Source organism: Alkalihalobacillus sp. CinArs1 (genome assembly GCF_947387515.1).
GTDB lineage: Bacteria > Bacillota > Bacilli > Bacillales > Guptibacillaceae > Guptibacillus.
Genome location: NZ_CANDOB010000004.1, coordinates 118330 through 143573, shown reverse-complemented (window position 1 = coordinate 143573; position 25244 = coordinate 118330). Strand labels below are relative to the sequence as shown.

Genomic DNA, 25244 nt, shown 5'->3' with positions numbered 1-25244 from the left:
CCCATTCATCGTTACAATGCCTCCGCTTTGGAAACTCGTTCTGCAAGAAGTTGGTAGAGTCCTAGAATAATAAAGATCGGCACAAAAAGTAACAAAGCGCCAACTGTAAAGAGTTCAGGTGTAGGGTTAGTGTACATATAGCAGATGATACCGTTTAAGTTGAAAACAAATTCCATGATGAACAAATTTGAAAGCGCGAACCAGATGATTGACCTCGAATGAAAATAAATCGGTAACAAAGCGTTTCGAAACATATGAACAAACATGAGAGCAGTTCCTGCAACACCCTTTGTTTTCGCCAATTCGACATAAGGCTTTTCAGCTTCTTCTTCAAACACATGAAGCATGATGCGATAGAATAACAACGCTGGAAGGATCGACAACACGAGTATTGGCATCGCATAGATTCTTTCGAACGCAGCGATATCAACGAGTAGAATACTAGTCTTCTTATAGAACCAAATGACACCGATCTGTACGCATGCAAGAATAAAGACGTCTGGTAACGATTCGAATAAAAACGATCCTCTTTTAATCATCTGTTTAAATTTTATTGGAAGCATCATGGTGAGATATGTTGCCCCTAACGCACTAATGAAAGCTAAGATAAGTGCTGAAAATAGCAAGATCAAGGAATAGTTTAAGTATGTAAAGAGTTCAGGAAACAATGGATATTGGTTATCACCAACTCGGAAGGTGAGCTCGTTATAAGCCATCAGTTTTTGTATAGTCGCGACCAACCGATCTCCATAACCTCCTAGATCAAGTTTCATTCCATTGAACAAACCTGGTAAGGCACCAAGCAGTAAAACACCAACAAAAGATGCTATGAACTTCACCCCAAAACGATAGACCCCTCTAATCATAGATATCCCCTTTCTGTTTCTACCCTTCCACACTTGTAGACGTAAATAATTCCCAAAGGTTGCATATGGCGTGCCAAAATTTCAATTTCACTCAGTGATGAATTTTTAAAAAGATGAATAGGTTGTTAGAAGGAGCATTAAGAGGGGAGGAAATTCTATGAACAGTTCCTTGGAGATGATTCGAAAAGTAAGTGGGATCAGCGCTCTCAAGAGTCATTTTATAGACCTGATTGAACAAGATAAAAAGCTTGCAACTTCTCAAGTAAACAGTGAGGAGGTGTCATTCCCAACGCTTTATGTACTCTCATCATCTATTAGTTCAAACAGATTAACAAAATACTTATCAGATAGAAATAAAGTCGCACTCGCACTAAGAAAAGATATACTCGCAAAAGAACGTGCACCCGCGAGCCCTTTTCCATACTCAATATGTGAGACACCTCAGCTCATCCACTCTGTATTAAGATGGATCGTCACAACTGGGGCTAATGAAAATCTTAACTCGAAATACCGTTTTGTATTAGATCGGTCAGCAGGGTTGTTAACGACGATCTTTCATGACCCGACTGACCTTCCTGCTATTTCTCAGTTATTGTTTAAGCGACATCAAGAAGGACACCCAACGCATTATTTAACGTGGGCATACTTTTCAACACAAAACGTAAGTAGTTTACTTCCCGTGGGCGAAAGACTAGCATCGCATGATCGTGAGGAGAAACATTTCGCAAAGGAACTTCTTCACTTTATTCCTGGGCTGAACGAGTCAGAAAATCCTTATGTACATTTCAGGACGTGGTACGAAGAGAACCTTCCATACCTTGTACTCAATGAAAATAGTTATGAGCTTACAGCGCAGTTAGAGCCCTACTGTGTTGACTTTATGATGAAATACAAAGAACAGCCTGGAAACAGCCGCCTTCATGATGAAGAGTTCCGGTCACTGCCAGCGGAAACACAAAAACGTCTCAGTGACTTTTCATATAAATTAAGAAAGTATTCTCGCTCTGAATGGAATGAATGGTTAACACGGCCTCTAGAAGCACAGGTTCAATCGATTGAGGAGGTAAACCATGATACTTATAGGAGATAAGGTCGCGACGATCGACGATTTTGACCATCGTATGATTCAAAACTCCTTCGAGCGACAGGTGTTAGAAACGCTTCTCAACAGTTCAGTCACACACACGTATCGCTCTCGTGGCGAAGTCGTATTTGAAATGCAGTTTCGTTCAGCAATTACAGCGAGTGCTCGGGAACTTTATTATAGCGGCGCACAATTTGCGGACTTTTATAAATCAAGGTGTAATCCAATGTTTTGGAACTTGATGCCTGACGGAGCTTTTCAGCTAAGACAAGGCGTTCCTCCTGCTGAGGCTATCGTTGATATTTTTCGAAACGGAAGAATCTATGCGTTTGAATGCGCAACAGCCATGATCATCGTTTTGTACAAAGCTGCCTTAAGAATGCTTCCGCCCGTGAAATTCAATACGTTATTCGCAGATATTCGGCTATGGGGTTGGAAGTATGATGCTGACCTCCGGATCGTTCATAATATCCCATCGCAATATATTCCTGGCGATATACGGTATGTAAAGAATCCAGACGTAAATCCATTAACACCTGAATGGCAAGGTGAGAACATCGTCGATATGGGGGATGGTATGTATTTTGGTCATGGACTTGGTTTTAGGACGCTTCCTGGGATCATCGATGCCCTTGCGAGAAGACGACGACCTGGCGCCATGAGGATGCCTTACCTTCTTGAAACAGCAACAAGGCCTGGCTTCTCATATTTATACCAATTTGCGACTATGAGACTTGAGCAAGAACAAAACGTATTGTTATTTGACGATCAGCTGGAGAATAGCTCTTTATCTCTAGATGAATATAACAAGAAACAAGAAGAATTATTAAAGGAATACATTACGATTCGTTTTCCTCAATCATAAAAGAAGTTCATAAACTTCTTTTTATATAGATGACCGCCCTCCACTCTATGGATCGTTCTGCATATAGTATAAAAAACGGACGGTGCAGAACATGGATACTTTTCCAACACTTTTAACATCACGATTAGTGCTAACAGCTCTTCATCCGAACGATGTTGATGCTTTATTTTCCATTTTTTCAGATCCGCTAGTCACGTATTACGATACGGGTGACACCATGAAGACTAGGACACAAGCAAATCACTACATCAACGCTTTTAAAGATCCATCTTCGATTTCAACAACAAATTCAATTCGATTTGCCGTTCGTCTTAAAAGCAACAACCAACTGATCGGCACTGCAGGATTCCAAAACTGGGATCGCAATTCTTCCAAAGCGGAGATTGGCGCAGTACTATCGAGAGATTATTGGCGAGGAGGATATGGTTTGGAGGCAGCGAGGTCCATTATCGATTTCGGATTTTCAAAGATGAGATTACACAAAATTTATGCCCAGACCATCCAAAACAACGAATCTGCAGTCAAGCGCCTCAAACAGCTAGGGTTCAAGAAAGAAGGCTGTTTTAAAGAGCATATCTTTCTCCATCAAAAGTATTATGACGTTCTTGTTTATTCCATCTTTTCTAAATAAAAGCTCCTCCCATTCGATTGGAAGGAGCTTATTATTATGCGGGTTTCTTTGGAGGTGGAGATAAAAAGGCTGCAACCGTACCAAGGATTGGGAAAATCAAGATAAGTAATAAAATCTCTGTATACCCTCCAAATGTATCGTAAGCCACACCAAAAGGTAATGGACCGAAAGCAGAACCGATTACCATCGTTGTAGTCGCGATCCCTTTTATACTTCCTAGGTTTTCTCTGCCAAAATAATCTGGCCAAATAATGTTGAGGGTGATCCTCTCGATGCCACCTATGACTCCCCATAATACGCCGAACACAATTGCCAGGACATACGTATCTACTTGAGTCAATAACAGGATAAAAACCATTTGACCGATGAAAGAAAGGCCTAAAACGATATGTACATTAACACGTTCTAAAATAAAACCTGATGCCATCGTTACCGGAAAACCAACGATCGCCATGATACTCAAGATCAGTGCAGCTGTTTGGTCAGGTACACCTTGCTCTCCCAATATGGAAAACAAATGAAACGTGAGCCCTGTATTAACGAGTGCTGGGATACTCACACAAAATAAAATCAACCAGAACGCTCTCGTCCTCATCGCTTCCTTTACTGTCCAATTCGTTTCAAACCCTTCCTCATCTTCTTCACCCATCTTTTCTTCCTTACGCTTTGCTAGTCTTTTTTTCGAAACCGCATTATCAGGAAGTAAGCCGATGTCTTCAGGTTTGTTTCGGATTAGAAAGAAAACGACTGGTAAAAAGATGATGACGATTGCTGCTCCAAGAATTCTCCAGGCATTTTCCCAACCGAACGAGTTGATCAACCACGTGTTAAGAGGTGGAAAAATTGCAGAACTCAAGAATCCGCCTATCGCCATAAAACTTAGTGCTCGCCCCCTTTTAAGAATAAACCATTGAGGGACAAGCGTATTTGGAACTAGTGTCATTGAACCCTGTCCGAACAATCGGAGCATAAAAAAACCGATGAACAACATGACCGGTCCTATTACAAAGCTATTCCAAAGGCACGCGACCGCTAATAAAGACCCTATGGTGAGCATCATTCGTCTCTGCCCAAATTTGTCTACCATTCTACCAATAATAAATAGTAAAAGACCAGCTGCTAACGTAGCTGATGAATAAATACCAGAAACTAACGAACGACTCCAACCGAAATCTGAGATATAGTGATTAATAAAGACAGAAACGCCGTAGGTTTGTCCAGGTCCTGAAAAGAAAACGCCTAAGGCTGCTGCTGCGACGATCAACCATCCATAGAAAAATGGGGAAGACTGCTTAGAAGATTGCACGACTATTCTCCTTTTCATAAGGTATTGATTACCATTTTACAGAAATATTCATACTTCCCAAAACACTTTGTCCTTTTGAATAAATTTCAATGTCGTTGTAACCTTTTCGTAACGTATGTCGTTTTGTTATATAGGAGGAGGAGGGGTATAACATGAATGAAACATTTGATCGACTGTATAACGACTATCACGCAACATTATTTCAGTTCTTATTTTATATGGTAAAAAATCGTGCAGTCGCAGAGGAGCTTGTTCAAGAGGTCTATATTAAAGTACTACGCTCCTATCATTCATACGAAGAAAGAAGCAATGAAAAAACCTGGCTATTAACGATAGCGAGAAACGTCGCAATCGATTATTTGCGTACACATAACCGGAGAACTTCAAGGTGGCTGAGCAAGTTCGAATTTAACAAACAAAATACGAAAGATGATACACCGCTCCCTGAAGAAATCGTGATGCAAAAAGAAGACGTTCAAGCCATCTACCATAGTTTGAAAAATTGCACGCTCGACCAGCAACAAGTTCTTATTCTTCGCTACATTCAAGAGTTTACAGTGAATGAAACCGCCGAAGTTCTTCAGTGGAGCGTGAGTAAGGTAAAAACCACACAGCATCGTGCCATCAAAGCGCTTCGAGAACTTTTGGACGACCAAATGAAGACGAATTTAAAGGGGGTTTTATGATGAGTGAAAAAACAAAATCTCTGTTATCAAAATTACCCGAAGTTAAAGACCATCAAAGTAAAGAAATGATCTATCAACAAGTTCAAAATAAAATGAAAGAACGAGGTAGTCATGTGAAGAAGAAAAAACGTGCACCATGGATCATTCCATCATTTGCAACTGCAGCAGTCGTAAGTTTATCTTTATTTCTTTTACCAGGCTTATTCAACGAAACAGAAGATCAATCGCAACCTGCCATAGAATCTTCTTCGGGTCAAGGAGATTCCAATGCGAATGAAAGCGCAACTACCGCTACACTCGATGAAGATAAGAAAATTGTAGATGATCCGATCGGTGAAGCTGAAGATAGCGACAAGGGATTTGCCGCTAAGGAAATGGTAACGTTCGATCACTATACTCCTGCTATGCAACATGGCGCAGAAAGTATCGTCCTCTCATTTCCAGATCAAGAGGGGCAGGCTCTCATTCCTCTATCATTTCCTTTTGACAGTGAACAAACACTATCAGACCAATTAAAAGAAATCCTTTCCACCTTCGATGCAAGTGAATACGGACTTTCGGAATCGCCAATCTCTGATGCTTCCTTTACTATCGAAAATACTAATGATTCGAAAACCCTAGTCGTTGACTTCCCAACACCTGGTGATGGCCTTTCATCAAACGAATCGATCATGATTCGAGATAGTATCGCGTGGCTTGCGGATAGTGTCGATGCACAAAACATCGCATGGAAAACGAATGGTGAAGAAGGTTATACCCTAGGTAATTATGGTCCAGCAGAGCAAAGTATTGAAGACGAAACTGCACCATTCTTTCTATTTGAAGCGAGTACGGGCGATCGATACCTTGTAAAAGGTTCACCATTATATGGTGACAACGCGAATGATTTACAGAGCGTTCTCTCCCTTATGAAGAACGGCGATAGCGAAAACAACGCATATGCGCCTTCGATTCCAGAAAGTGTGTCGATCGATTCTGTTGAAAAAAGAGACGATGTAGCTGCGATCACATTCACAGAAGATAGCACATTTGATTCTCAAGAAGAAGCGATGGAAACACTTGAAGCGATTATGCTTACGGCATCACAATTCGGCTATAGCAAGGTCAGCTTCTTTAATACAGGGTTTGACAGGATTGGACCTTATTCTCTCTATGAAGCGATTCCAACCCCTCAGTCCCCAAATGCCCTCTCTCTCGATCAATAATCATAAAAAAACGCATCTGTTAATCCAGATGCGTTTTTCATTACACGGCAGCTTCTTTACCAAATAAAAAAAGAGCTTGAGGCACATGCCATTCCAAGCTCTTAAACTTACGATATGTTATCTTGCTATTTCAGCAATAATCTGAGCTGTTGTCATCTCTGTAGTAAGCTCGAATTCACGTGGTTGAATTGCAGTTTCCTTGCCTTTATCTCTTAATACCTTAATAAATTCATCAGCACTTTCCACGAGTTTTTGATCTTCGAGACTTTGAGCTACTTCTTGACTCGTCATGCCCTCTTTGATAACAAACGTAATCTTTTTAGGTTTTTCCTCTTTTTCCTCTTCTTCTTTTACCTCTTTATCTTTGGAGGTTTCTTTAGAAGTATCTTTAGCATTGATGGCTTCTAACTCTTTTTGTGAAGCCTGCAATGATTCGTACTCTTCTTTCTTTACCATCACCATGTTCTTTTCCTTCAATTGCTCTTCAATCAACTCGTCCGTTGATTTCTTACTCTCTTCAGCCCATGCACTTGAAAACATTAAATAATAGGCTCCGAGAAGAAGAGCAGCAACCAAAAGACCAGCCGCAATTCCCTTTGCTTCTTGCTTACTCATTGCTACCACCATTTGCAGTTTTTGCTTGGCGTTCGAGAAGTTCCGTACGTTGTTTTACAACTTTTAACTCTCTCATTAAGTTAATGTATACATCATCTACTTGTCCTTTAACTTCTTTCGCATAATCGTTAACGAAATATGAGTAAATAAAGAACCCTAGTGACCCGGCAAGCAATAGAAAAATGATCAAAAGCATTATTATCCCCCTACTAACTGTTTTTTGCATTTTCTATATATGTACGTATTTCATCCATCTAATTCTTTCGTGGGGTTTGAAGGCTTTTTGTCTATTTCAGCCAATATAAAAAAATTGCAAACACAAAAAAACTAGAAAATACGACATGAATCGACCTTTTCTAGTTTACCTATTATTTAAGAAACTGGCAATACATCTCTCATCCTACTGTTCACTTATAAGTTGAACGAAGTGGTATAGGATTCTTGCAGTCATCCCCCAAATCACATAATCCTTATAATAATAAAAGAACTCAGGTAATACAGAAGACGACCAGTTATATTCCTCACCATTTGGTATAAGATGAAACGGAAAGCTCTCATCGGGCTTTACATGTATTTTGATATCGTGGCGTTCAGGAGGATTCGATATAAAATAGCTTAAAGGTACTGTAAATACCTCCTCTACCTCCTCAGGATTATGAGACAACGTCGTATCTTTATTAATAACTCCCAGAAACGGGTAGACGATGGATTGAAAAGACGACACAAGGTAATCGAGCTCGCCAATGACTTGAAGATCATTTTCTGATACCCCCAGTTCTTCACACGTTTCTCTCGTAGCTGCTTTCAAGGGGCTATCATCGGTTCGATCGACTTTTCCACCCGGAAAACATACCTCACCAGGCTGTCTGCGCAGTGTATGAGCCCTCACTTCGAACAATACATGGAGTTCATCCTTCACCTCGATTAGGGGAAGAAGCACCGCAAATTTATAGAAGTTTTCGTTACCGAGTACTTCACCTTTTCTCCCTCCAACGTTAGCGTTTATCTTATGCCATAGCTGCATTCTATCGAACTCCTTTTATTCTTCCTTCACATTTATTATATACCCCTAAAAATAAGGATTACCTGCTTTTGATGAAATTTTCTAATAATCGTGTAACCTTTTCTTCACTTGAGTCGTCCAATTAAGAAAAGGGTGATTATATGCTTAAATACTTGGCTATCGGCAGTATCGCATTACTTACGTTAACTGGATGCGGAGAAGGGAATGAGTCAATGAATTCAACAAACAACGGAAATGGAAAGGCCGAAGAGGTTAACACTGGGGCAACTGGCTCCTCTGGCATTGTTGCTGGGTCAATGGAACCTTCCCTCACTTTAGATTCGATTAGTAACGGGCAAGCAACCTTTACTTACAAAGTTCAAAACCAAACTGAAAAGGTTCAAACCGTCGTTTTTCCTTCGAGTCAGAAATATGATTACAAACTTTATAATGAAGAAGGGGAAGTTCTTGTAACCTATTCTGCCAACAAAAGCTTCATCAAACAAGTTGAAAAGGAAGAAGTGAAACAGGCTGATACTCTTGAATATACAATCACGCTCGATTCACTTGCCAAAGGCTCATATACGTTAGAAATCTGGCTTGCAGTTGAAAACGAAGAAGATTTCAAGAAGACCATTGATTTTACGGTAGAATAATTCAAACCAGCTGGCATACCAGCTGGTTTTTTCATTATCAACGCAAGGCCTTCTCTAGATATTGTTTTGACAATGTTTGAAAGTATGCAGCTTCAACAGATAGTGATGAAGAGATAAGCAGACTTTCCATTGCTTCACTCTCCACAAACGTTAACCGACTCTTTGAACAAAGTTCCTGTGCCTTTTCTTTTACAACTGAAAGATTATTCTCTGAATGAACTTCTTCAAATAGACATGCATACGCATGATAAAAAACAAGAGGGTTGATCAAATCATCGTTTCGATCTGCAGGGTTGTTGAAAGCAAATCTTAATAACAGTCGAATGCTTTCAAAGTCATGAGTGTTCTTTAAATCTTCTACAATGAATAAAATCGCTGCCTGTTCAATCGAATACTTTTTCCCATGCTGCGGAGGGCCAATCCAATCTTTAATATCTCTTTTCACCCAATTTTGTACGGCAGTGGAACGAAAGCTTGCATATTCAATTTGATTACCGAGACTCACTATTTCATTGATAGACAATCCGATCGCTCTTTCTTCAGCTTTTAAGAGCTTTTGAAAGACAGTAGGCAGATTATTGTTTTCTTCAAATCTCCCTTCTCCTCCGGTACGCTCCCAAGCTTTCATCAAAATGTCATATGGACTTTCTTGATTCTTGATACATTGTAAGATCTTTCCCATTTCCATTCTAGTTAAATAATAGCCTTTCATCGTACACCCTACCTTATAAGGTCATTTGAACTTATCGTATAGTTTCTTTATGGAAATATCAAGAAGGAGTGCTTCTTACATGTAATAATTGGGCTTTTCACCCCTTATTTTGTTGTAACTGTTTAGGAACTGGGTGAATATCCTGTGTTGTGTAAAGGAGGAGTTCGCTTATGAACATGTACAACAACCCCTACGGGAACCAACAAGTTCAGGGTGCTAACATGCATAACCAAGTACAAGGCGCTATGAATGGTCCTAATCAGCAAGTTCAGGGCGCTATGCACGGATCGAATATGCCAAATCAACAAGTTCAGGGTGCCATGCACGGACCAAATATGCCGAACCAGCAAGTTCAAGGTGCCATGCACGGACCAAATATGCCGAACCAGCAAGTTCAAGGTGCCATGCACGGACCAAATATGCCGAACCAGCAAGTTCAAGGATGATGCACGGACCAAATATGCCGAATCAGCAAGTTCAAGGCGCCATGCAAGGACAGAAACAGCAAGTGCAAGGAGATTTAAAAGAACTTTCAGGGGACATGAAAAAGCTATGTAAGAAGTACAACAATTATCATGCAAACGTTCGAATGACTGATGGTATGGAGTATGAAGGTATTATAATGGACTCAGACAGTGAGCATGTTTCATTACTACTTCCTCAAGAAGTTGGAGAAGAAGAAACAGAGCGTCAGTACGGACGTCGTTACAGACGTTATGGAAGATACTATTTTCCACTCGCAGGCATTGCAGCACTTAGTCTAATTCCTTATTATCGCCCGTATCCTTACTACCCTTATTACGGCTATCCTCCATACGGATATCCATATTACTATTAAAATACCTACAAAAAGACGAAAAGGAAGCCGAGGGCTTCCTTTTCTTTTATGGTTTACCTTAAGCTTATTGCTTACTTTTAACATCCAAGTCATTTCTGGACATGAGCTCTTTTGCTTGCTCGGAAGTAAACCGTTGATTGAGTGAATCATCGGAAATACTGTCAAAAACCATATCTGGGTTCAATGAGGTATTCATCTTGATATCCTGTTTTGATCTATCCCTGTTTTCCGCCATGATATCCACCTCCATCATTAGTTATCATGACCTGTACTGTTCGAAACATACCTCACCCAACATTTAAGCTACATGGTAATTACGATTTTTCCGAACTGTTTGGCCTCAGCTAAATGATTGAACGCGTTCTCAATCTGCCCCAATTCATAGGACGCGTCGATGATCGGTTCAATGGAATGATTCGTTACAAAATCCAGCATAGCGCTAAATTCATCTGCACTCCCCATCGTCGAACCAAGAAAATTGTATTGTCCGTAGAAGAAAGCTCTTAAGTTAATTTCAGCTGTATCACCTGTTGATGAGCCAAAAATGACCAAAGTACCTCCACTCCGTAAGAGATCTAACGATCGGTTGATCGTCGCTGCTCCTACACTTTCGATTACAAGATCGACCTTTTCTTCTTTAGCAACGTTCGTCCAGTCATCTTCATTTGAAAGAGCGAGATCCGCTCCAAGATCGAGGGCTTTTTTGCGCTTTTCCTCACTTCTTGAACTAACGATTACCCTAGCGCCAATCGCTTTAGCAAATTGGAGTAAAAATGTCGCAACACCGCCACCGATTCCTGGAATAAACACCGTTTGATCACTTTTTAACTGTCCTCTTGTGAATAAAGCACGATAAGCTGTTAGTGCTGCGATGCCATAAGAAGCAGCTACCTCAAACGAAAGAGAAGAAGGCTTTTGAATAGCATTTTCTTCAGGAAGCACGATACTTTCTGCAAACGTACCGTCTCCAGGAAAACCAACAATTTGAAAGCCTTCGGGCGGTGCTGCAGCATTTTCTTTCCAACCGATCCCTGGATTAATGAGCACCTCATCCCCTACTTTTACTGATTGGACGCCTTCACCTACTTCACTGATGATTCCCGCACCATCTGAGCCTAAGATGACGTCAGGATCTCCGTTTGATCGTCGCGTAGGAACAGACAAATCTCTATGATTTAATCCCGCTGCTCGTAATCGGATTTTCACCTCACCTTTTCCAGGTCGAGGTTCTTCTAAGTTATCTTTGAATACTAGTCCTTCTTTTCCTTTGACTCCACCGTGCACATAACCTTGCATATGTAACTTCCCCTTCCTATAGTCATTTCGTCTCTTCTATCCAATGGTACTATTTATTCCCGGTGTTTTCGAATTCGTAAACCTTACCGCCGTAGTTAAAAAGTAAAAAGCATCAGGGGATAGTCCCTGACACTTTTATACTTATCCACTAATCCATTTGTATTCTTTCCCCCAGCTTTCTTTTGCAAGGGTTTTCACTTTTGCTACACTGTCTTGTTCAACTGCATACGAATCGCCCTGTTCGTATGGGTTGTAGTGAAACGCATAGAGACGAGAAGTGAATTCATCAAAAGGAAGCGAGCTTTCGCCAAAGTACTCACCGTTACCCATAACCGTACTAACAATTCCTTGCCCCCAGTTCTGAGAGCCGTCGTTATTCGGGTTATAGAAATAAACACGGTAGTTACCTTTAGGACATTTCGCAATTCTTTGAATCGATACCGCGTGGAAACCAAGCATCTTTCCATGAACGTTCGTGATGAATATACCGACAGGGTTCGGATAGATCAACTCATATTCATCGTTGTATTCCGGATGGTGAGTTGCATAAAACAGTCTCACAAAACCAGGATAGTCTGCGATGTTTCCAGTAATCGGTTCAATAACAGTGCTGAATCCTTTTTGTACCCAGTTTCCATAAAAAGCTGGATTTACCCAGCGATGTCCATCTTCTCCTCTTAGAGCTACCCTCGTCATCATCTCACTATAAATACGATCGAGGTGAGGAACTAAAACGATTGAAACAGGATCAAGTTCAGGATGTAGTTCAGGTGCTAATCCTCCCTGAAGATCCTTAGAGTAAATGTTAACACCTTCAAACACCATATCGATTTCACCGTCACGTGCAGCTCGAGGGATGATTTCTAATAAATAACCTGGAGCATGCTGTGCCCACAAGCTGATTCCCCTTGCAGCCTGACAGGTTGGGTTCAATCCTTGACCTACTCCGAGCGGTTGTCCGAGTACACTTATGACGCCAGCAAGGAGGATACTGTTCGCCGTTAACCCTTCACCTTCGTTCGCTTTGAACAATGCGTTTCGAACCTCTGGGCGGATATCAAGCTCAATCAGTCTTCTTAACCCTGGGATAACGGGTGATGCTGATAGTACGCCTCTTTCTAAGAGCAACGCTAGTCCGTATACAGATTGACATGTTGTCGGGAATAGAGCGACTTTTATAAGCTGATGAACGAGTTCTTCGTGCTCTTCGAAATTCGCTTTTCCTTTACCACTCAGTTGTAAAAGAGCAGGGAGAAGCTCCGGTGACTTCCTGCTTAACAAGCGTGCAAGCACGCTATGATGAGGAGAGCAAAGGCCAGTATTTCGCATCGATCGACCTAAAATTTCACTTTCCCGTTGAAGCTCTTCAACGGAAAGGTTCATCAATTGCTTCCGATATTCATTAGGCTGTGAATATAAATGACTTAAGTTAGACGGTCCTTCAATAGAGGCGACATATTGCTGAAGAACCTCTTTCTGCGTATCATTCTCATTTGATTTAAGCATTTCTTTCGCCATTTTGATGATGGAAACCGTTCTTTTGACCATTATCGGCCGCTGTGCAGTCAAACGTTTGATTTCATGGATCAGCGTTTCAGAAAGCGCACTCGATGAAAGGTATCGAGAGATAAACTGGAACAAACGCTGAGCCTCATCGGCATTCTCTTTTTTCTCGATTCGAGAAGCCTCTGTAGCTTGAGGGAAAAGCAAATCCAAATTGAGCGCCATGACCTCATTTAAGAAATCCATCGCCATTTCTTTAGAAACAGTAGGATGCTCCTCCATGCCTTCAGCAATAGCTAGCATACGTAAGTTACTAAGCATCTCAATGACATAAGGAAGCCCCTTCGCTTGCAGCGAACCTGCGACTAGCGGAGGCTGAAGCTTCGATGGATCTTCCCAAGGACCGTCTTGGAAAACACCTGCTTCATCAAAACGATCTGCATATTTAAATAGGATTTCGAGACCTTCTTCTGTTTCTAGGAGACGGTTTGCTTCTTGATAAACATCCGTCTGATATCTCGATTTTGCGTATGTTGGTGCCTCGCTGAGCTTAGTCAATGACTGGGAAAACCTTGCAATCTTTCCTTCTGTTACTTCAGATGGCATGCTTAATTCTCCTTTATGATAAAGAATATTCTACAAATAAAAATCGTACTTTTCATAGTATTCTAGTAGGCGTCTCATCTCGGCACTATCATCACCGAAGAAGAAAATCGTTCCATAGTGGTTACCAAAGCCTACTCGCTCTGCCACTTTACCTTGCGGTGGAGTGAACATGTCATGCTTTTCGAAGAAAGGATGCTCTTCAAGCTCATCTGGAATCGTTAGTTCTTCAATGTAAGTGACGTGCGGGTGTACCATAAGGCAGCCTGCATATCCATTAGCTTCATCTTCAGCTGGGAAGAATTTTCTTAGCTCTTCTTCTGTCGTGTTCGGGTCACTACAAAGAATTTGTGCTTCATATGCACTAAATCCGTAAGCGCGTTCAATTAAGTCGAAAATATGACCTCCTGGAACACGTGCAGCTACTTCACCGAAGTGCAACGTTCCGTCAGGCATGATGAAATATTCAGGATGAATAACCCCGTTCTCAATCTCAAATGCTTCGATCAGTTGCTCGATCGCTTGACGGATAACTGGTCTTTTCGATTCAAGAGTTGGAGAAGGCGGAACAAAGTTTGAATAACCTAACTTCACATATTCAGTGATGTTCAAGAATTGAATTTGTCCTTTGTGAACAAAAACTTCACATGAAAACTCTTGTCCATCAAGATGACTTTCCATCAAAAGTGGAAAATCATTGTCTGTTAGAGCTTCGATATCGGCTGGATTATCGATGGCACGGTGACCAACAGAACCTGCCTTATCGAGAGGTTTACAGTGAATTGGATCGTATTTATCTCCATCTACTTTAAGGAGTGCTTCATTAACTCGTTTCAGGAAGCGTTTGACATCATCTTTGTCTCTTGCCTCTTCAAAGACACCCACTTTAATTCCTGCAATCTGAGCCTTCCTCTTCATCATCCCCTTATCTCTCAATAGAAGTGAACGATTAAAGAGTCTTGGTTCTTGACGGAATCTGGCGTTTAGGGCTCCTGCCCATTCTACACATTCTTCATATAGTGGAACTGCAACTTCTGCACCAAGTGCTTTCAGCTGCTTATAAAGCTTGTCTGACCCTTCATTCAAACGATCAAACTCCCACCCTACAAATGTGATATTATGTTTTTCAGCGTAGTCTTTGAAATCAGGTGGTCCTACTACTACAAAAGGCCGTTTCAATTTATCACAGGCCTCAATTGCTGGAAGACTCCATCCAATTAAAGCAGTTAAATATGGAATAGTTTTTCCTTCTGGCTGACTTTCTTCCAACGTCTGGTTCATTTCTAATTGATCCAGTTCCATTCGTTTTCGCTCCTTTTTTTCGTATAGTAGAGAAATCTTCCTGAGCTTCCCTCTCTAACGTAGCAGATATACGATGACTTTTTAACTAATATTCTGACTTTTAGCCAAATTACGACAAAAGAAGTCGGCATTCTCTGTTATTCGAGTTAATTCGACTAGTCGAAAATCAGAAAACCAGCTAACTTCTCTATTCCCTAAATTTTCTATTTTCTAACAAAAAAAGAAAGCCACCCAATTGAGTGGCTTTCTAAAAATATAGCTTACGAAGCATTTTTCACAGCGATTTTATCTTCAATTACCTCTACTTTTACTGACGTTACATTGCCTTCGTCAACAAGTAGATCAGCTATTCCATCTTCAACGTGTTCTTCGATTACTCTTCGTAATGGGCGAGCACCGAACTGTGGATTGTATCCAAGCTCTGCTAACTTCGATTTAGCTTCCTCTGTGATCTCGAGGGTAATTTGCTGCTCAGTTAGACTTCCTTTTAACTCATCGATCATCAAGTCAACGATCGATACAAGACTTTCTTTCTCGAGTGACTTAAAGGATACGATCGAATCGAAGCGATTGAGAAATTCTGGTCTAAAGTAAGAGCCTAGGCTTTCCATCACATCGGTATAGCTATCAGCCGATTCAAACCCTACTGTAATACGGCGTTCTGTACTTCCTGCGTTGCTCGTCATGATGATCACGGTATCTTTAAAGCTCACTGTTCTTCCTTGGCTATCCGTCAATCGACCATCGTCTAAGATTTGTAGGAACATATTTTGAACATCTGGATGTGCTTTTTCAACTTCATCGATCAATAGAATGCTATAAGGCTTGCGGCGTACACGTTCTGTCAGTTGCCCTGCCTCATCATGACCTACATATCCTGGTGGTGAGCCGATCAATTTAGAGACGGAGTGTTTTTCCATGTATTCACTCATATCGAGTCGAACCATCGCATCTCGATCTCCAAATAACTCTTCAGCTAGAGATTTAGATAATTCTGTTTTACCGACACCAGTAGGCCCTACGAATAGAAATGAACCGATCGGTCTGTTCTTACGCTTCAGACCTGCGCGACTTCTTCGAATTGCTTTTGCAACCTTATAAACAGCGTCCTCTTGTCCAATAACTTTAGCATTCAGCTGTTCAGCAAGATTCTTCATCTTCATCTGTTCATCTTCTTGGAGTTTTTGTACAGGTATACCTGTTTTACTCTCGATGATTTGTTGAATATCTTCTAAGTTTACAAGAGCTTCCGCTTGATCATTCACACTTAATGATTCTTCTAGTTTCTTTTCAAGCTTTAATTCTTCATCACGGAGCTTTGCAGCTACTTCATAATTCTCTTCATCCGTCGCCTTCTTCTTTTCTACTGCAATTTGTTCGAGCCTCTTTTGTATTTCATCATGATTAGAAGTTGTAATCGTTAAGTTTCTTTTTGCACCAGCTTCATCCATTAAGTCGATCGCTTTATCTGGTAAGAAACGGTCTTGAATGTAACGATTTGATAATGTGACACAAGCTTTTATTGCTTCATCAGAAAACGCCACCTCATGATAATCTTCGTACCTCGGTTTTAGACCTTCTAGAATTTGAACCGCTTCTTCAATCGATGGCTCGTTAACCATAACTGGCTGAAAACGTCGTTCAAGAGCTGCATCTTTTTCAATTTGACGATATTCTTTCAACGTAGTAGCACCGATTAATTGAAGCTCACCTCTAGCGAGCGCAGGTTTCAGAATGTTTCCTGCATCCATCGATCCTTCGGCTGAGCCTGCTCCAACGATAAGATGAATTTCATCGATAAAGAGAATGACATTCTTTCTTGCTTGCAGTTCTGAAATCAACTGTTTCATTCTCTCTTCGAACTGACCACGGATTCCTGTGTTAGATACGAGAGATGCAACATCTAACAAATAGATCTCTTTGTTTTGTAATTTCGAAGGAACGTTTCCTTCAGAAATACGAAGTGCTAGTCCTTCGGCGATCGCTGTTTTCCCTACACCTGGTTCACCAATCAGGACAGGGTTGTTTTTGTTTCGACGATTTAGTGTTTCGATGACCCGTGCTACCTCTTGATCTCTTCCGATAACTGGGTCGATCAATCCTGCTTTTGCAGCATCTGTTAAATTCTTTCCTAAGTCATCTAGTAATCCACCGTTACCAGCGTCGGTTTGCTCACTAGGTTGAGTATGACCTGATTGATTCATAAATGATTGAAAGAAATCATCAAATTGACCTTTTGATGACGGTGTTGTCTGACCATTCATCACATTTGCATAGCAAGAGTTGCACAGATGAACACGTTTTTTAGAATGATTGATCTGAACATTCAACTGAACTGTTGCAGGATTTTGATTACATTTTTCACAAAGCATATGATGGCCTCCCTTAAAATTTATAAGATCGTTATATAATAGTGCGTTACTTGTATTAGTTAAGGTCAATGTATTTTGTTTTGACTTTGACTATATTTGACCTTGTAACCATATTATAATCTGACTATCTTTGACTTTCAAGTGTTATGCATTTTCTAATCTGTTCTTATAAACAAAGCCGCGATAATTGTATCGCGGCTAAAAAAATGTAATATTTGAAATAAAGGAATTTTTTTGAGGGTTGGATAATAGATTGTATTAAACTACTTTTCGACAAAGGGTATACAAGTTTACTAGTCTGGCAACAATGGTGATAGATTATAAAGGGAGGAATACCAATGAATGATTCAGTCTATCAATTGATAGTTGAAACGACCGTCAAGCGCGTGCCTACCTGTCATGAATCACCTAATGATTTCTTCATTGCCCTGGATGACTGTGATTACCCGTACCTTATCCTACCTACTCCTAAAGAAATGTTTGATAACGATGATGTCTTTGCCATTCGTTTAATTCCTGATGTGTTGAACAAATTCCGCTATGATTTGGACAACTCTTATACAAAGCTTTCGTTCAGTCGATTTTCTACTTTTTTCGATGATAAAACGTATTATTTTGGCCCAGAAGATAACATGCTAGTGAAATTCCTAACCTCTTCTATCTACAAGAACTATGTAGCGTGGATCAGCCACCTGTACTTCAAACGGATCGATGATTTAATTGAACAATACAATAATGAACCGGGCAAAGAGCAGAGAAAATCAATTAAAGCGAAACTTTCTCGCCTTCTAATCGAAGCTTAGACACTAGACGCTCCACTTCATTCTGGACAAGTTGGCATCCTTCATCAAGAGACTCATAGTGAACTTTTATAACCTCACCCACATTCTCTGTCGCCTTGTAGGTGTACCTAGGATCGTAATAATTCACCAGAAGGCTTTCGACGACTGCTTCATAGTTCTCTTCCTCAAGTGCGAGGGATATATAACGTCGTTCATTATCTGGCAGACGTTTCTCGATTCTTTGGATGCCCTTTACTATTTTCTCTCTATTCTGTTCGGGATGATATGTATCTAAAATGGTTTTTATTCGATAAGAAAGCGGGGCGTGAACATGTATGCGCGTCCCTTTTTGTTTGCCCTCAAAGATAAAGTCCGGAACGATAATGTTCCCAAGTCGCTTACTTTCAGACTCAATTACATAATAATCTGTCTCCCCTATTTCATTTAACCGATGAGAAAGCTTCGCTTCAAACTCCTTTTGACTTCTTTCAGGTAAATTCACTCTTCCGAAAACTGATCCTTTATGTGCAGCTAAGCCTTCAAGATCAATGACTGGGTAGCCTTTGTTTTTTAAATAATGTAAAATGTCTGTCTTAGATGTCCCAGTAAACCCTTCCACTATAAGAAAAGATACGTTTTTTTTAGCATGGCTTTCAAGTATTCTCATGACATTTTGACGATATGACCGAATGCCACCAACAAGTTGACGACATGGCAGCCCCATCATCTCAAAAATCACAGCAAGGCTTCTACTCCTCATACCACCTCTCCAACAGTAAACGACAAACTCCTGTCCTTTTGATAGAACTTTTGCCTTCTGATAAAAATCGGGAAGAGATGGAGACACAAGCGAGATCCCTAAATCCTTCGCTGCTTCTGTGCCTTGTTGTTTGTAAGTTGTTCCAACTAACTCTCTTTCTTCGTTTGAAAAGATCGGCATGTTAACTGCTCCTGGAATGTGGAACTGCTCGAATTCGGCTGGGGTTCGAACATCTATGATCGGTAATTTTCTATCGAAACATTCATCTATCGAAATAGTTCTCATAACGACTCATCCTTTGTATCTCATTATTAGCTCATTATATCATTCTAGACTTAAACCTTTTAAACCCTTGTTTATGTACCTTAAATTCGGGGAAGTTTATATTGAGGTGAAAAATATGGAAACTACTGAAATGGTATCTCGTATACAAGAAACCTTAAACGATTGGGTTGGCGGACATCTTATCATTCAAAAACAAGAGAATGAAGACTTGGATAAGGTAATCATGGTATTAGATCGCATTTCTTTGTTTCACAGAGAGGAAACGATCGATAATTACACGCCTTCTTCCCTCCTACAACTAGAGGGAAAAGGTAAGATCATATCTGAAAAAAATCCCGTTTCCCTTCCAGACGCTAACTATGAAGTACAATTAGAAGATTTAAAAGAAATCGATCGTTCAGCAAATGAGCTAAAAATAACGACAGAGAGAGCACATTACGTGATTACTTATAATTCCAACTAGAAGGAGCCAGCGACAGGTTCCTTTTTTTCGTTGGGAACAAATCGCAAAGAATATCTAAGAAGCCTTAATAATACCTTGTATATAGACGGTTATGAAGGAGGTACTTCATGGAAGAAAAGAACATTCAAACCCCCGATGACGAAACGCGTTCATGGGCTATGTTTGCGCATCTTTCTGCACTATCAGGCTATTTAATTCCGTTTGGTAACATCATTGCTCCATTAATCATTTGGTCACTAAAGAAGGATGTTCATCCTTTTATTAATGAGCAAGCAAAAGAAGCATTGAATTTCCAAATTTGCATGACCATCTACGGCATCATCGCAGGAATACTCACGCTCGTCTTAATCGGATTCATCCTTCTACCTGCAGTTTTTATCGTCCAACTTGTTTTTATTATCATCGCTTCAGTAAAATCGAATCAGGGCGAAGATTATCGGTACCCGCTGACGTTTCGAATGATCACCTAACATTCGACTAATTTTTAATGTTTCCACATAATTTAGGTATGTCCATGTTATAATGGAAGTAAACTTAGAATGTGGAGGGTGTGCCTTGACTGCAAAAGGAAAAGAATGGAACCGTTTTACTGTATGGGCGCTTGCATTTATGGTGTGGGCTGTACCTATCGCTTTTATCGTCGGTTTCTATATCACAACAAGACCTCAATAAACCAGCGGACCGCTGGTTTTTTATTTTTTCTGAATCGTTTTAGGCAGGTTTTAGCTTCCATCTTGTTGGGAAAGAAGTACATATACACCAACTAAAGGAGGAACAAAATCATGAAAGAATTCACAGTAGCACCAAACAAAGATGTAACAGGCTGGTATGTTAAGGTGGAAGATATTGCACCTACAGATTTATATAAAATGCGTTCAGATGCTGTTGAGAAGGCAGAGGAACTTGCAAAGGAAGATACTCCTAGTAAAGTATTGATCTTGAATGATCAGCATGAAGTCGAGGAAGAGCGTAAATTTTAATAACTACTCTAGCCCCTTTCAATAGAAGGGGTTTTAATTTTGTTTAAGTCCATAAAAAAAAAGAGCGGAGGCTTCTCCGCTCTTCGTACCGATCAATTACTGTTGCTGCCGTTTCCGCTATTTTTACCGCCTTTTTTTCCAATCTCTTCGTAAAATTCTTTGTCATGATTCTTAGATGTTTGCTCTCCGCCTTTTTCTCCTATTTCTTGATAAAACTCTTTATCATGCTCACGCGCTGTTTTGTTTCCGCCTTTTTCACCAATTTCTTCGTAGAATTCTTTGTCGTGCTCCCTAGCAGTCTTATTTCCGCCTTTACGCCCTGCTTCTTCTCTACTCATCTTGTTATTGTTATTATCAGCCATTTGAAAATCCTCCTTTAGAATGTGTGTTTATATCTCACTCAATTTACGTATTTTACTGTTTTTCATAAATTTGGTACACTCTATGTGAAGTATCATTTAGAGAGAGCGGGCCCAAACCGCTCTTTTTTTATTTGTTCTGATTTCCACCTTTTTTTCCTATTTCCTTATAGAACTCTTTATCATGATTCTTAGACGTTTGCTCTCCGCCTTTTTCTCCTATCTCCTGATAAAACTCTTTATCGTGTTCACGTGCAGTTTTGTTTCCGCCCTTTTCGCCGATCTCTTCGTAGAATTCCTTATCGTGTTCTCTTGCTGTTTTGTTTCCACCTTTTTCTCCTATTTCTTGATAGAATTCTTTGTCATGTTCATTTGCAGTTGTTTCTCCACCTTTTTGGCCGATATCTTGGTAAAACTCTTTGTTATGTTCTCTCGCGGTTTTGTTTCCACCTTTTCGACCAGCTTCTTCTCTGCTCATCTTTTCATTGTTATTTGCCATGTTCTCTTCCTCCTTTAAGATACTTTTTTCTTTTTTTGCTACAGTTGTGGTATTCCACGGTAGACTTTTTCAAAACCAAATAATGGGGTTATTTTACAAATATAAGCCAATCTTACCAACATGCTATGTTTTCTTCACACAAAAAAAAGCCCCCAACTTGGGGGCTTAGCGATTAAGAGTAGTACACATGGATTGGTCTTTCGTATTTCTTAGAAAGCTTTTCTAGTGATTTCTTTACGTTGATCAAATCGTCTTTATCGATTCCACAACCGATTTTTATTTTAAAACCTTTTTCTTCAAAGGGCTTTAATTCTTTAATCATACTCTCAAAAGATTTCAACCAGGCTGGGTAGTTGGTTTGAAGACCGGCTGGTTTATATTGACCGTATAGATTAGCAATAATTCTTTTATTATCATGACTCAAAGCAAACGAACATTTACCTAGCTTCTTTTTTGGTGGAAATGGAAAGTTTTCGTCTGCTTTCGCTGCTTCAGGGTACGTTTCTTTCACTGATTTTGCAATACCGACATCTAATGCATTGAAGCAATCACATTGGTGAGCAATAACAGTACAATCACTTTTAAGAAGGTTGCCTTTTTCTAATCGAATCATACATGCACTCTCCTTTAGAGAACCCTTTTGTATGATTATAATGAAAAATCAGATAAATTCAATAGGAATATTTTCCTTCGTTCTGCATAAAATGATAGGTTTCGCTATTTTAATAGGATCTTCCTATGAAAAAAGTTTTTTATCCCCTCTTTATCCCTGGTTGTTTTGCATGTATACTTCTTCGAAAGGCTGAACAACCACAAACCCTTCTCCCTCGAATTTCATCTGGATCGACTCTCCACTGCCTCTTCCAAAAAAGGACTTCAGAGACACATCAGTTTGAAAATCTGGGTTTAAATTACCAGACCATGCTACCGTTGCGTTTGGATCAGTAATAACTGGTTTATCTGGTGTTACTCGAATCGTGAGCGGCTCATAATGACTCGTTACGGCAATCATGCCAGGTCCATTACATGTTACATTAAATAAACCACCAGCCATCATCCCAGTAATTCGCTTCATCATTCGAATATCCCAATCGATTCGTTCTTCAAATGAAAGAAGATCATTGCCGTTTACGCTGATCGACTCACCATGACCTAAATGAATGATTGAAATCTTTTTCCCAGAATCAGCTAAGTATAGCTTCCCTCTTCCTTCAGCTTTCATAAGAGAAGCACCTTCACCTGTGAATGCTTTTTTGAACATTTTACCTAACCCATGTTCTAAAATTCCTTCACGTTCGAATTTTATTTCCCCATTATACGTGATCATAGATCCGGCTTTTGCCCATACTTTACCGTTTAAGTTCACTTCCAACATTCTTTCAGTTTCAAGTTCAAAAAAACCTTCACCTTTATCCTTTTGCTCTGTTGATTTTACGAACTCATCCATCGAGTATCGATTCACAAAAACCTCTCCCTTCTATTTCTTACCACCATTTTACAATAATCGCTATAACTTCTCACACAGTTGGTTTAGACTGTAGATATAGACTGTTTGGATCATTCCAGCACAGGGTACATTAAAACGTATAAGACTAAGACTGGAGGTATGACCTTGATCATCGTGTATGTAAGTATTGCACTAGTTGTCCTTTCACTCATTTATCTCGGCATCGTTGCAGTAAAAACCTCTAAAGAAACAAAAGTATCACTGAACGATTTTTCTGCCACTGCAGCAAGACTGCAAGAAAAAGTAGATAAGATCAACGAAGAAACAACGAACTTAACAAACACATCGAATCAAATAACAGAGAACATTCAATCGAAAAAAGAAACGATTCAAGGCGTGATCGGAGAAGCGAAAGCAACTCCTGAACCATTCAAAAAACTTTTCACATCGATTAAGAACACACCAAACCCACAAAAAGATACATCAGATGAAAGGTTGGTCGAACTAGGCGATCGACTGATCGACATGTGGGGCCGCTACCGCGTTAAGAGAAAATCGAGAGCGGAGTAAGGGCGCAGCCCTTACTTTTTTTGTACTGCAAAACAACTTATTAGGTGGGCTACTTATGAAACAAATTAGACAAATCATTTTCTTTATTCTGATGACAACAAGCCTTTATAGCGTGTTGTTCACATCGATCCCCACCCTATGGAAGTGGGTTTTTGGAACAATCTATCTTGTGATCTTATTTTCTATTCTCTTCGTCCTCATGCTTGAACAAAGGTCACCTTATAAAACGTTGTTGTGGATGTACGTGCTGATTTTCTTTCCCATTATAGGGTATGTGTTCTTCCTCTTCTCAGGTCAGTTAGAGGTAAAGGGGCACTTGTTTAAAGAGAAACGTACAAACGGCCTCGAGTTTTTTCAGAAATATGTTAATTTCTCTGCATCAGAGCGCTGGCATGACTTGAATGAGCGGAACCAAAACTTTTCAAACCTAATTGCTACGATGGTGTCTAGTCCTATCAGCATGCGATCCCAAACGAAGCTTCTTTTAAACGGAAGTGATACATTTCCTGCTATTAAGGAAGAAATAAAAAAAGCAAAAACGTACATTCACATGGAATACTACACTTTCCGTTCCGATGAGTTAGGAAAATCGATCATTGAGCTCCTCGTTGAAAAAGCGAAAGAAGGCGTTGAAGTTCGAGTGCTCTATGATTCAATCGGCAGTCATAATCTTTCGAGGGCTTCTAAGAATGCTCTAAGAGCTGCAGGGGCAAGTGTTCAGCAGTTCCTTCCCATTAAATACGGTTTCTTCAATCAAACCGTTAATTTTCGAAACCATAGAAAAATCATCGTGATCGATGGACGTACCGCTTTTGTCGGAGGCCTTAATATCGGAGATGAGTACGCCGGCGATTACAATAATAGGAACTACTGGAGAGATACCCACCTTCTCGTAAAAGGTGAAATCATTTCTGCTGTACACGGTGTTTTCCTTATGGATTGGGAATACATGTCTGGAGAAAGCCTGTTATCGGAAAAGTATCTAGAAACGTATGATGTGGAAGGTGACGGCGGTGCTCAGGTTGTCCCGAGCGGACCTGATACAAAGAGAAGTGCTATGACCGACCTTTACTTCAGCTTGATCACAACTGCAAAAGATCGCGTGTGGATCGCAACACCTTATTTCGTTCCAAACAAAGCTCTTAGAGCAGCTCTTTCCATCGCTGCGATGCGTGGTGTGGAGGTTAAGTTAATCGTTCCTGAAGTGAGTGATGGTTTTCTTACACAATACGCTACTCGATCCTACTTCTCACAGCTTCTGGAGTACGGTGTAGAAGTGTATATGTACCAACGAGGGTTTCTTCACCAGAAGATTATGATTGTGGATGATGATATCGCAACGATTGGAACAGCAAATATGGACATGCGTTCGATGCACTTAAACTTTGAAGTGAATGTTTTCTTATTTCAGGCGAACACCATTACCGACTTAATAAACGCCTACCAAGAAGATATAAAAGACTCTATAAAAGTAGATAAGAACAGATATAACGAAAGAGGATTGCTTCACCGTACGAAAGAATCCTTCGCAAGGTTATTTTCTCCCGTTCTCTAAT

Annotated in this window: 29 protein-coding genes and 1 pseudogene; 14 read left to right on the top strand and 16 right to left on the bottom strand. The window is 40.2% G+C overall.

What is annotated here, in order from left to right; genetic code table 11:
• Positions 1-11: 11 nt before the first annotated feature.
• Positions 12-866 (bottom strand): ABC transporter permease subunit, encoded by an 855-nt coding sequence (locus PFZ69_RS18230; RefSeq protein ID WP_270182530.1) that lies wholly within the window; start codon positions 864-866, stop codon positions 12-14.
• Between the two features lie 157 nt (positions 867-1023).
• On the opposite strand from PFZ69_RS18230, the gene PFZ69_RS18225 reads away from it, so the two are divergent.
• The 3 genes from PFZ69_RS18225 to PFZ69_RS18215 all read left to right on the top strand — a co-directional run bounded on the left by PFZ69_RS18225 (position 1024) and on the right by PFZ69_RS18215 (position 3446).
• Entirely contained in the window at positions 1024-1956 is a 933-nt protein-coding gene (locus tag PFZ69_RS18225; RefSeq protein ID WP_270182529.1) for a hypothetical protein, read from the top strand.
• Complete coding sequence (locus PFZ69_RS18220) at positions 1937-2815, top strand: protein-glutamine gamma-glutamyltransferase (protein WP_270182528.1); 879 nt, start codon at positions 1937-1939, stop codon at positions 2813-2815. Before PFZ69_RS18225 ends, PFZ69_RS18220 begins: the two co-directional genes overlap by 20 nt.
• A 91-nt stretch (positions 2816-2906) precedes the next feature.
• The gene (locus tag PFZ69_RS18215) at positions 2907-3446 is read left to right on the top strand and encodes a GNAT family N-acetyltransferase (RefSeq protein ID WP_270182527.1); all 540 of its coding nucleotides are present in this window, start codon (positions 2907-2909) and stop codon (positions 3444-3446) included.
• Positions 3447-3480: 34 nt separating this feature from the next.
• Here PFZ69_RS18215 and PFZ69_RS18210 read toward each other — a convergent pair whose 3' ends face one another.
• Complete coding sequence (locus PFZ69_RS18210; protein ID WP_333489750.1) at positions 3481-4752, bottom strand: MFS transporter; 1272 nt, start codon at positions 4750-4752, stop codon at positions 3481-3483.
• Between the two features lie 152 nt (positions 4753-4904).
• Here PFZ69_RS18210 and PFZ69_RS18205 point away from each other — a divergent pair, with 152 nt between their 5' ends.
• Both PFZ69_RS18205 and PFZ69_RS18200 read left to right on the top strand, forming a co-directional pair.
• A complete protein-coding gene (locus tag PFZ69_RS18205; RefSeq protein WP_270182525.1) occupies positions 4905-5438 on the top strand; it encodes an RNA polymerase sigma factor SigX in 534 nt (177 codons plus the stop codon).
• Entirely contained in the window at positions 5438-6643 is a 1206-nt protein-coding gene (locus PFZ69_RS18200; protein ID WP_270182524.1) for a GerMN domain-containing protein, read from the top strand. The genes PFZ69_RS18205 and PFZ69_RS18200 overlap by 1 nt, the downstream gene beginning before the upstream one ends.
• A gap of 117 nt (positions 6644-6760) precedes the next feature.
• On the opposite strand, the gene PFZ69_RS18195 is transcribed toward PFZ69_RS18200, so the two are convergent.
• The 3 genes from PFZ69_RS18195 to PFZ69_RS18185 form a co-directional block, all read right to left on the bottom strand.
• On the bottom strand, positions 6761-7258 hold the full coding sequence (locus PFZ69_RS18195; RefSeq protein ID WP_270182523.1) for a hypothetical protein: 498 nt from the start codon (positions 7256-7258) through the stop codon (positions 6761-6763).
• On the bottom strand, positions 7251-7454 hold the full coding sequence (locus tag PFZ69_RS18190) for a hypothetical protein (RefSeq protein ID WP_270182522.1): 204 nt from the start codon (positions 7452-7454) through the stop codon (positions 7251-7253). The genes PFZ69_RS18195 and PFZ69_RS18190 overlap by 8 nt, the downstream gene beginning before the upstream one ends.
• Positions 7455-7658: 204 nt before the next feature.
• On the bottom strand, positions 7659-8282 hold the full coding sequence (locus tag PFZ69_RS18185; RefSeq protein ID WP_270182521.1) for an NUDIX hydrolase: 624 nt from the start codon (positions 8280-8282) through the stop codon (positions 7659-7661).
• A 140-nt stretch (positions 8283-8422) separates the two neighbouring features.
• Between PFZ69_RS18185 and PFZ69_RS18180 the strand changes: the two genes are divergently transcribed.
• Positions 8423-8917, top strand: a complete 495-nt coding sequence (locus tag PFZ69_RS18180; protein WP_270182520.1) for a BsuPI-related putative proteinase inhibitor — start codon at positions 8423-8425, stop codon at positions 8915-8917.
• Between the two features lie 37 nt (positions 8918-8954).
• On the opposite strand, the gene PFZ69_RS18175 is transcribed toward PFZ69_RS18180, so the two are convergent.
• On the bottom strand, positions 8955-9629 hold the full coding sequence (locus PFZ69_RS18175; protein WP_270182519.1) for a DUF1836 domain-containing protein: 675 nt from the start codon (positions 9627-9629) through the stop codon (positions 8955-8957).
• A 170-nt stretch (positions 9630-9799) separates the two neighbouring features.
• Between PFZ69_RS18175 and PFZ69_RS18170 the strand changes: the two genes are divergently transcribed.
• Both PFZ69_RS18170 and PFZ69_RS18165 read left to right on the top strand, forming a co-directional pair.
• Positions 9800-10075, top strand: coding sequence for a hypothetical protein (locus PFZ69_RS18170; RefSeq protein WP_270182518.1), 276 nt, complete (start codon positions 9800-9802; stop codon positions 10073-10075).
• A complete protein-coding gene (locus tag PFZ69_RS18165; protein WP_270182517.1) occupies positions 10072-10467 on the top strand; it encodes a hypothetical protein in 396 nt (131 codons plus the stop codon). Before PFZ69_RS18170 ends, PFZ69_RS18165 begins: the two co-directional genes overlap by 4 nt.
• 64 nt (positions 10468-10531) lie before the next feature.
• Here the strand turns inward: PFZ69_RS18165 and PFZ69_RS18160 are convergent, their stop codons facing one another.
• The 5 genes from PFZ69_RS18160 to PFZ69_RS18140 all read right to left on the bottom strand — a co-directional run bounded on the left by PFZ69_RS18160 (position 10532) and on the right by PFZ69_RS18140 (position 17543).
• Positions 10532-10702 carry a hypothetical protein gene (locus tag PFZ69_RS18160; RefSeq protein WP_270182516.1) on the bottom strand — a complete coding sequence of 57 codons (171 nt, stop codon included), beginning with the start codon at positions 10700-10702 and terminating at the stop codon, positions 10532-10534.
• A 68-nt stretch (positions 10703-10770) separates the two neighbouring features.
• Positions 10771-11763 (bottom strand): zinc-binding dehydrogenase, encoded by a 993-nt coding sequence (locus tag PFZ69_RS18155; RefSeq protein ID WP_270182515.1) that lies wholly within the window; start codon positions 11761-11763, stop codon positions 10771-10773.
• 141 nt (positions 11764-11904) lie between these two features.
• Complete coding sequence (locus PFZ69_RS18150) at positions 11905-13872, bottom strand: hypothetical protein (RefSeq protein ID WP_270182514.1); 1968 nt, start codon at positions 13870-13872, stop codon at positions 11905-11907.
• A 30-nt stretch (positions 13873-13902) separates the two neighbouring features.
• Positions 13903-15171, bottom strand: coding sequence for an ATP-grasp domain-containing protein (locus PFZ69_RS18145; RefSeq protein ID WP_270182513.1), 1269 nt, complete (start codon positions 15169-15171; stop codon positions 13903-13905).
• A gap of 260 nt (positions 15172-15431) precedes the next feature.
• On the bottom strand, positions 15432-17543 hold the full coding sequence (locus PFZ69_RS18140) for an ATP-dependent Clp protease ATP-binding subunit (RefSeq protein ID WP_270182512.1): 2112 nt from the start codon (positions 17541-17543) through the stop codon (positions 15432-15434).
• A gap of 338 nt (positions 17544-17881) precedes the next feature.
• On the opposite strand from PFZ69_RS18140, the gene PFZ69_RS18135 reads away from it, so the two are divergent.
• Positions 17882-18346 carry a hypothetical protein gene (locus tag PFZ69_RS18135; protein WP_270182511.1) on the top strand — a complete coding sequence of 155 codons (465 nt, stop codon included), beginning with the start codon at positions 17882-17884 and terminating at the stop codon, positions 18344-18346.
• Here PFZ69_RS18135 and mnmH read toward each other — a convergent pair.
• Positions 18309-19370: a tRNA 2-selenouridine(34) synthase MnmH gene (gene mnmH, locus PFZ69_RS18130; protein ID WP_270182510.1), complete on the bottom strand. Its 1062-nt coding sequence runs from the start codon at positions 19368-19370 to the stop codon at positions 18309-18311. The two genes, PFZ69_RS18135 and mnmH, sit on opposite strands and share 38 nt — an antisense overlap.
• A 115-nt stretch (positions 19371-19485) precedes the next feature.
• Between mnmH and PFZ69_RS18125 the strand changes: the two genes are divergently transcribed.
• From PFZ69_RS18125 to PFZ69_RS18115, 3 genes are all read left to right on the top strand, one after another.
• On the top strand, positions 19486-19833 hold the full coding sequence (locus PFZ69_RS18125; protein WP_270182509.1) for a hypothetical protein: 348 nt from the start codon (positions 19486-19488) through the stop codon (positions 19831-19833).
• A gap of 107 nt (positions 19834-19940) precedes the next feature.
• The gene (locus PFZ69_RS18120) at positions 19941-20303 is read left to right on the top strand and encodes a DUF4870 domain-containing protein (protein ID WP_270182508.1); all 363 of its coding nucleotides are present in this window, start codon (positions 19941-19943) and stop codon (positions 20301-20303) included.
• Positions 20304-20615: 312 nt separating this feature from the next.
• A complete protein-coding gene (locus PFZ69_RS18115; RefSeq protein WP_270182507.1) occupies positions 20616-20813 on the top strand; it encodes a DUF2188 domain-containing protein in 198 nt (65 codons plus the stop codon).
• A 110-nt stretch (positions 20814-20923) separates the two neighbouring features.
• On the opposite strand, the pseudogene PFZ69_RS18110 reads toward PFZ69_RS18115, so the two are convergent.
• From PFZ69_RS18110 to PFZ69_RS18095, 4 genes and pseudogenes are all read right to left on the bottom strand, one after another.
• Positions 20924-21175, bottom strand: a pseudogene (locus PFZ69_RS18110) (KGG domain-containing protein); the annotation flags it as partial.
• A 127-nt stretch (positions 21176-21302) separates the two neighbouring features.
• Positions 21303-21671: a KGG domain-containing protein gene (locus PFZ69_RS18105; RefSeq protein WP_270182506.1), complete on the bottom strand. Its 369-nt coding sequence runs from the start codon at positions 21669-21671 to the stop codon at positions 21303-21305.
• Positions 21672-21843: 172 nt separating this feature from the next.
• Entirely contained in the window at positions 21844-22284 is a 441-nt protein-coding gene (locus PFZ69_RS18100) for a hypothetical protein (RefSeq protein WP_270182505.1), read from the bottom strand.
• A gap of 150 nt (positions 22285-22434) precedes the next feature.
• Positions 22435-23133, bottom strand: a complete 699-nt coding sequence (locus PFZ69_RS18095) for an AIM24 family protein (protein ID WP_270182504.1) — start codon at positions 23131-23133, stop codon at positions 22435-22437.
• Positions 23134-23292: 159 nt separating this feature from the next.
• Here PFZ69_RS18095 and PFZ69_RS18090 point away from each other — a divergent pair, with 159 nt between their 5' ends.
• Both PFZ69_RS18090 and cls read left to right on the top strand, forming a co-directional pair.
• A complete protein-coding gene (locus PFZ69_RS18090) occupies positions 23293-23688 on the top strand; it encodes a DUF948 domain-containing protein (RefSeq protein WP_270182606.1) in 396 nt (131 codons plus the stop codon).
• 55 nt (positions 23689-23743) lie between these two features.
• Positions 23744-25243: a cardiolipin synthase gene (gene cls / locus PFZ69_RS18085; protein WP_270182503.1), complete on the top strand. Its 1500-nt coding sequence runs from the start codon at positions 23744-23746 to the stop codon at positions 25241-25243.
• The last annotated feature ends 1 nt before the right edge of the window (position 25244 follow it).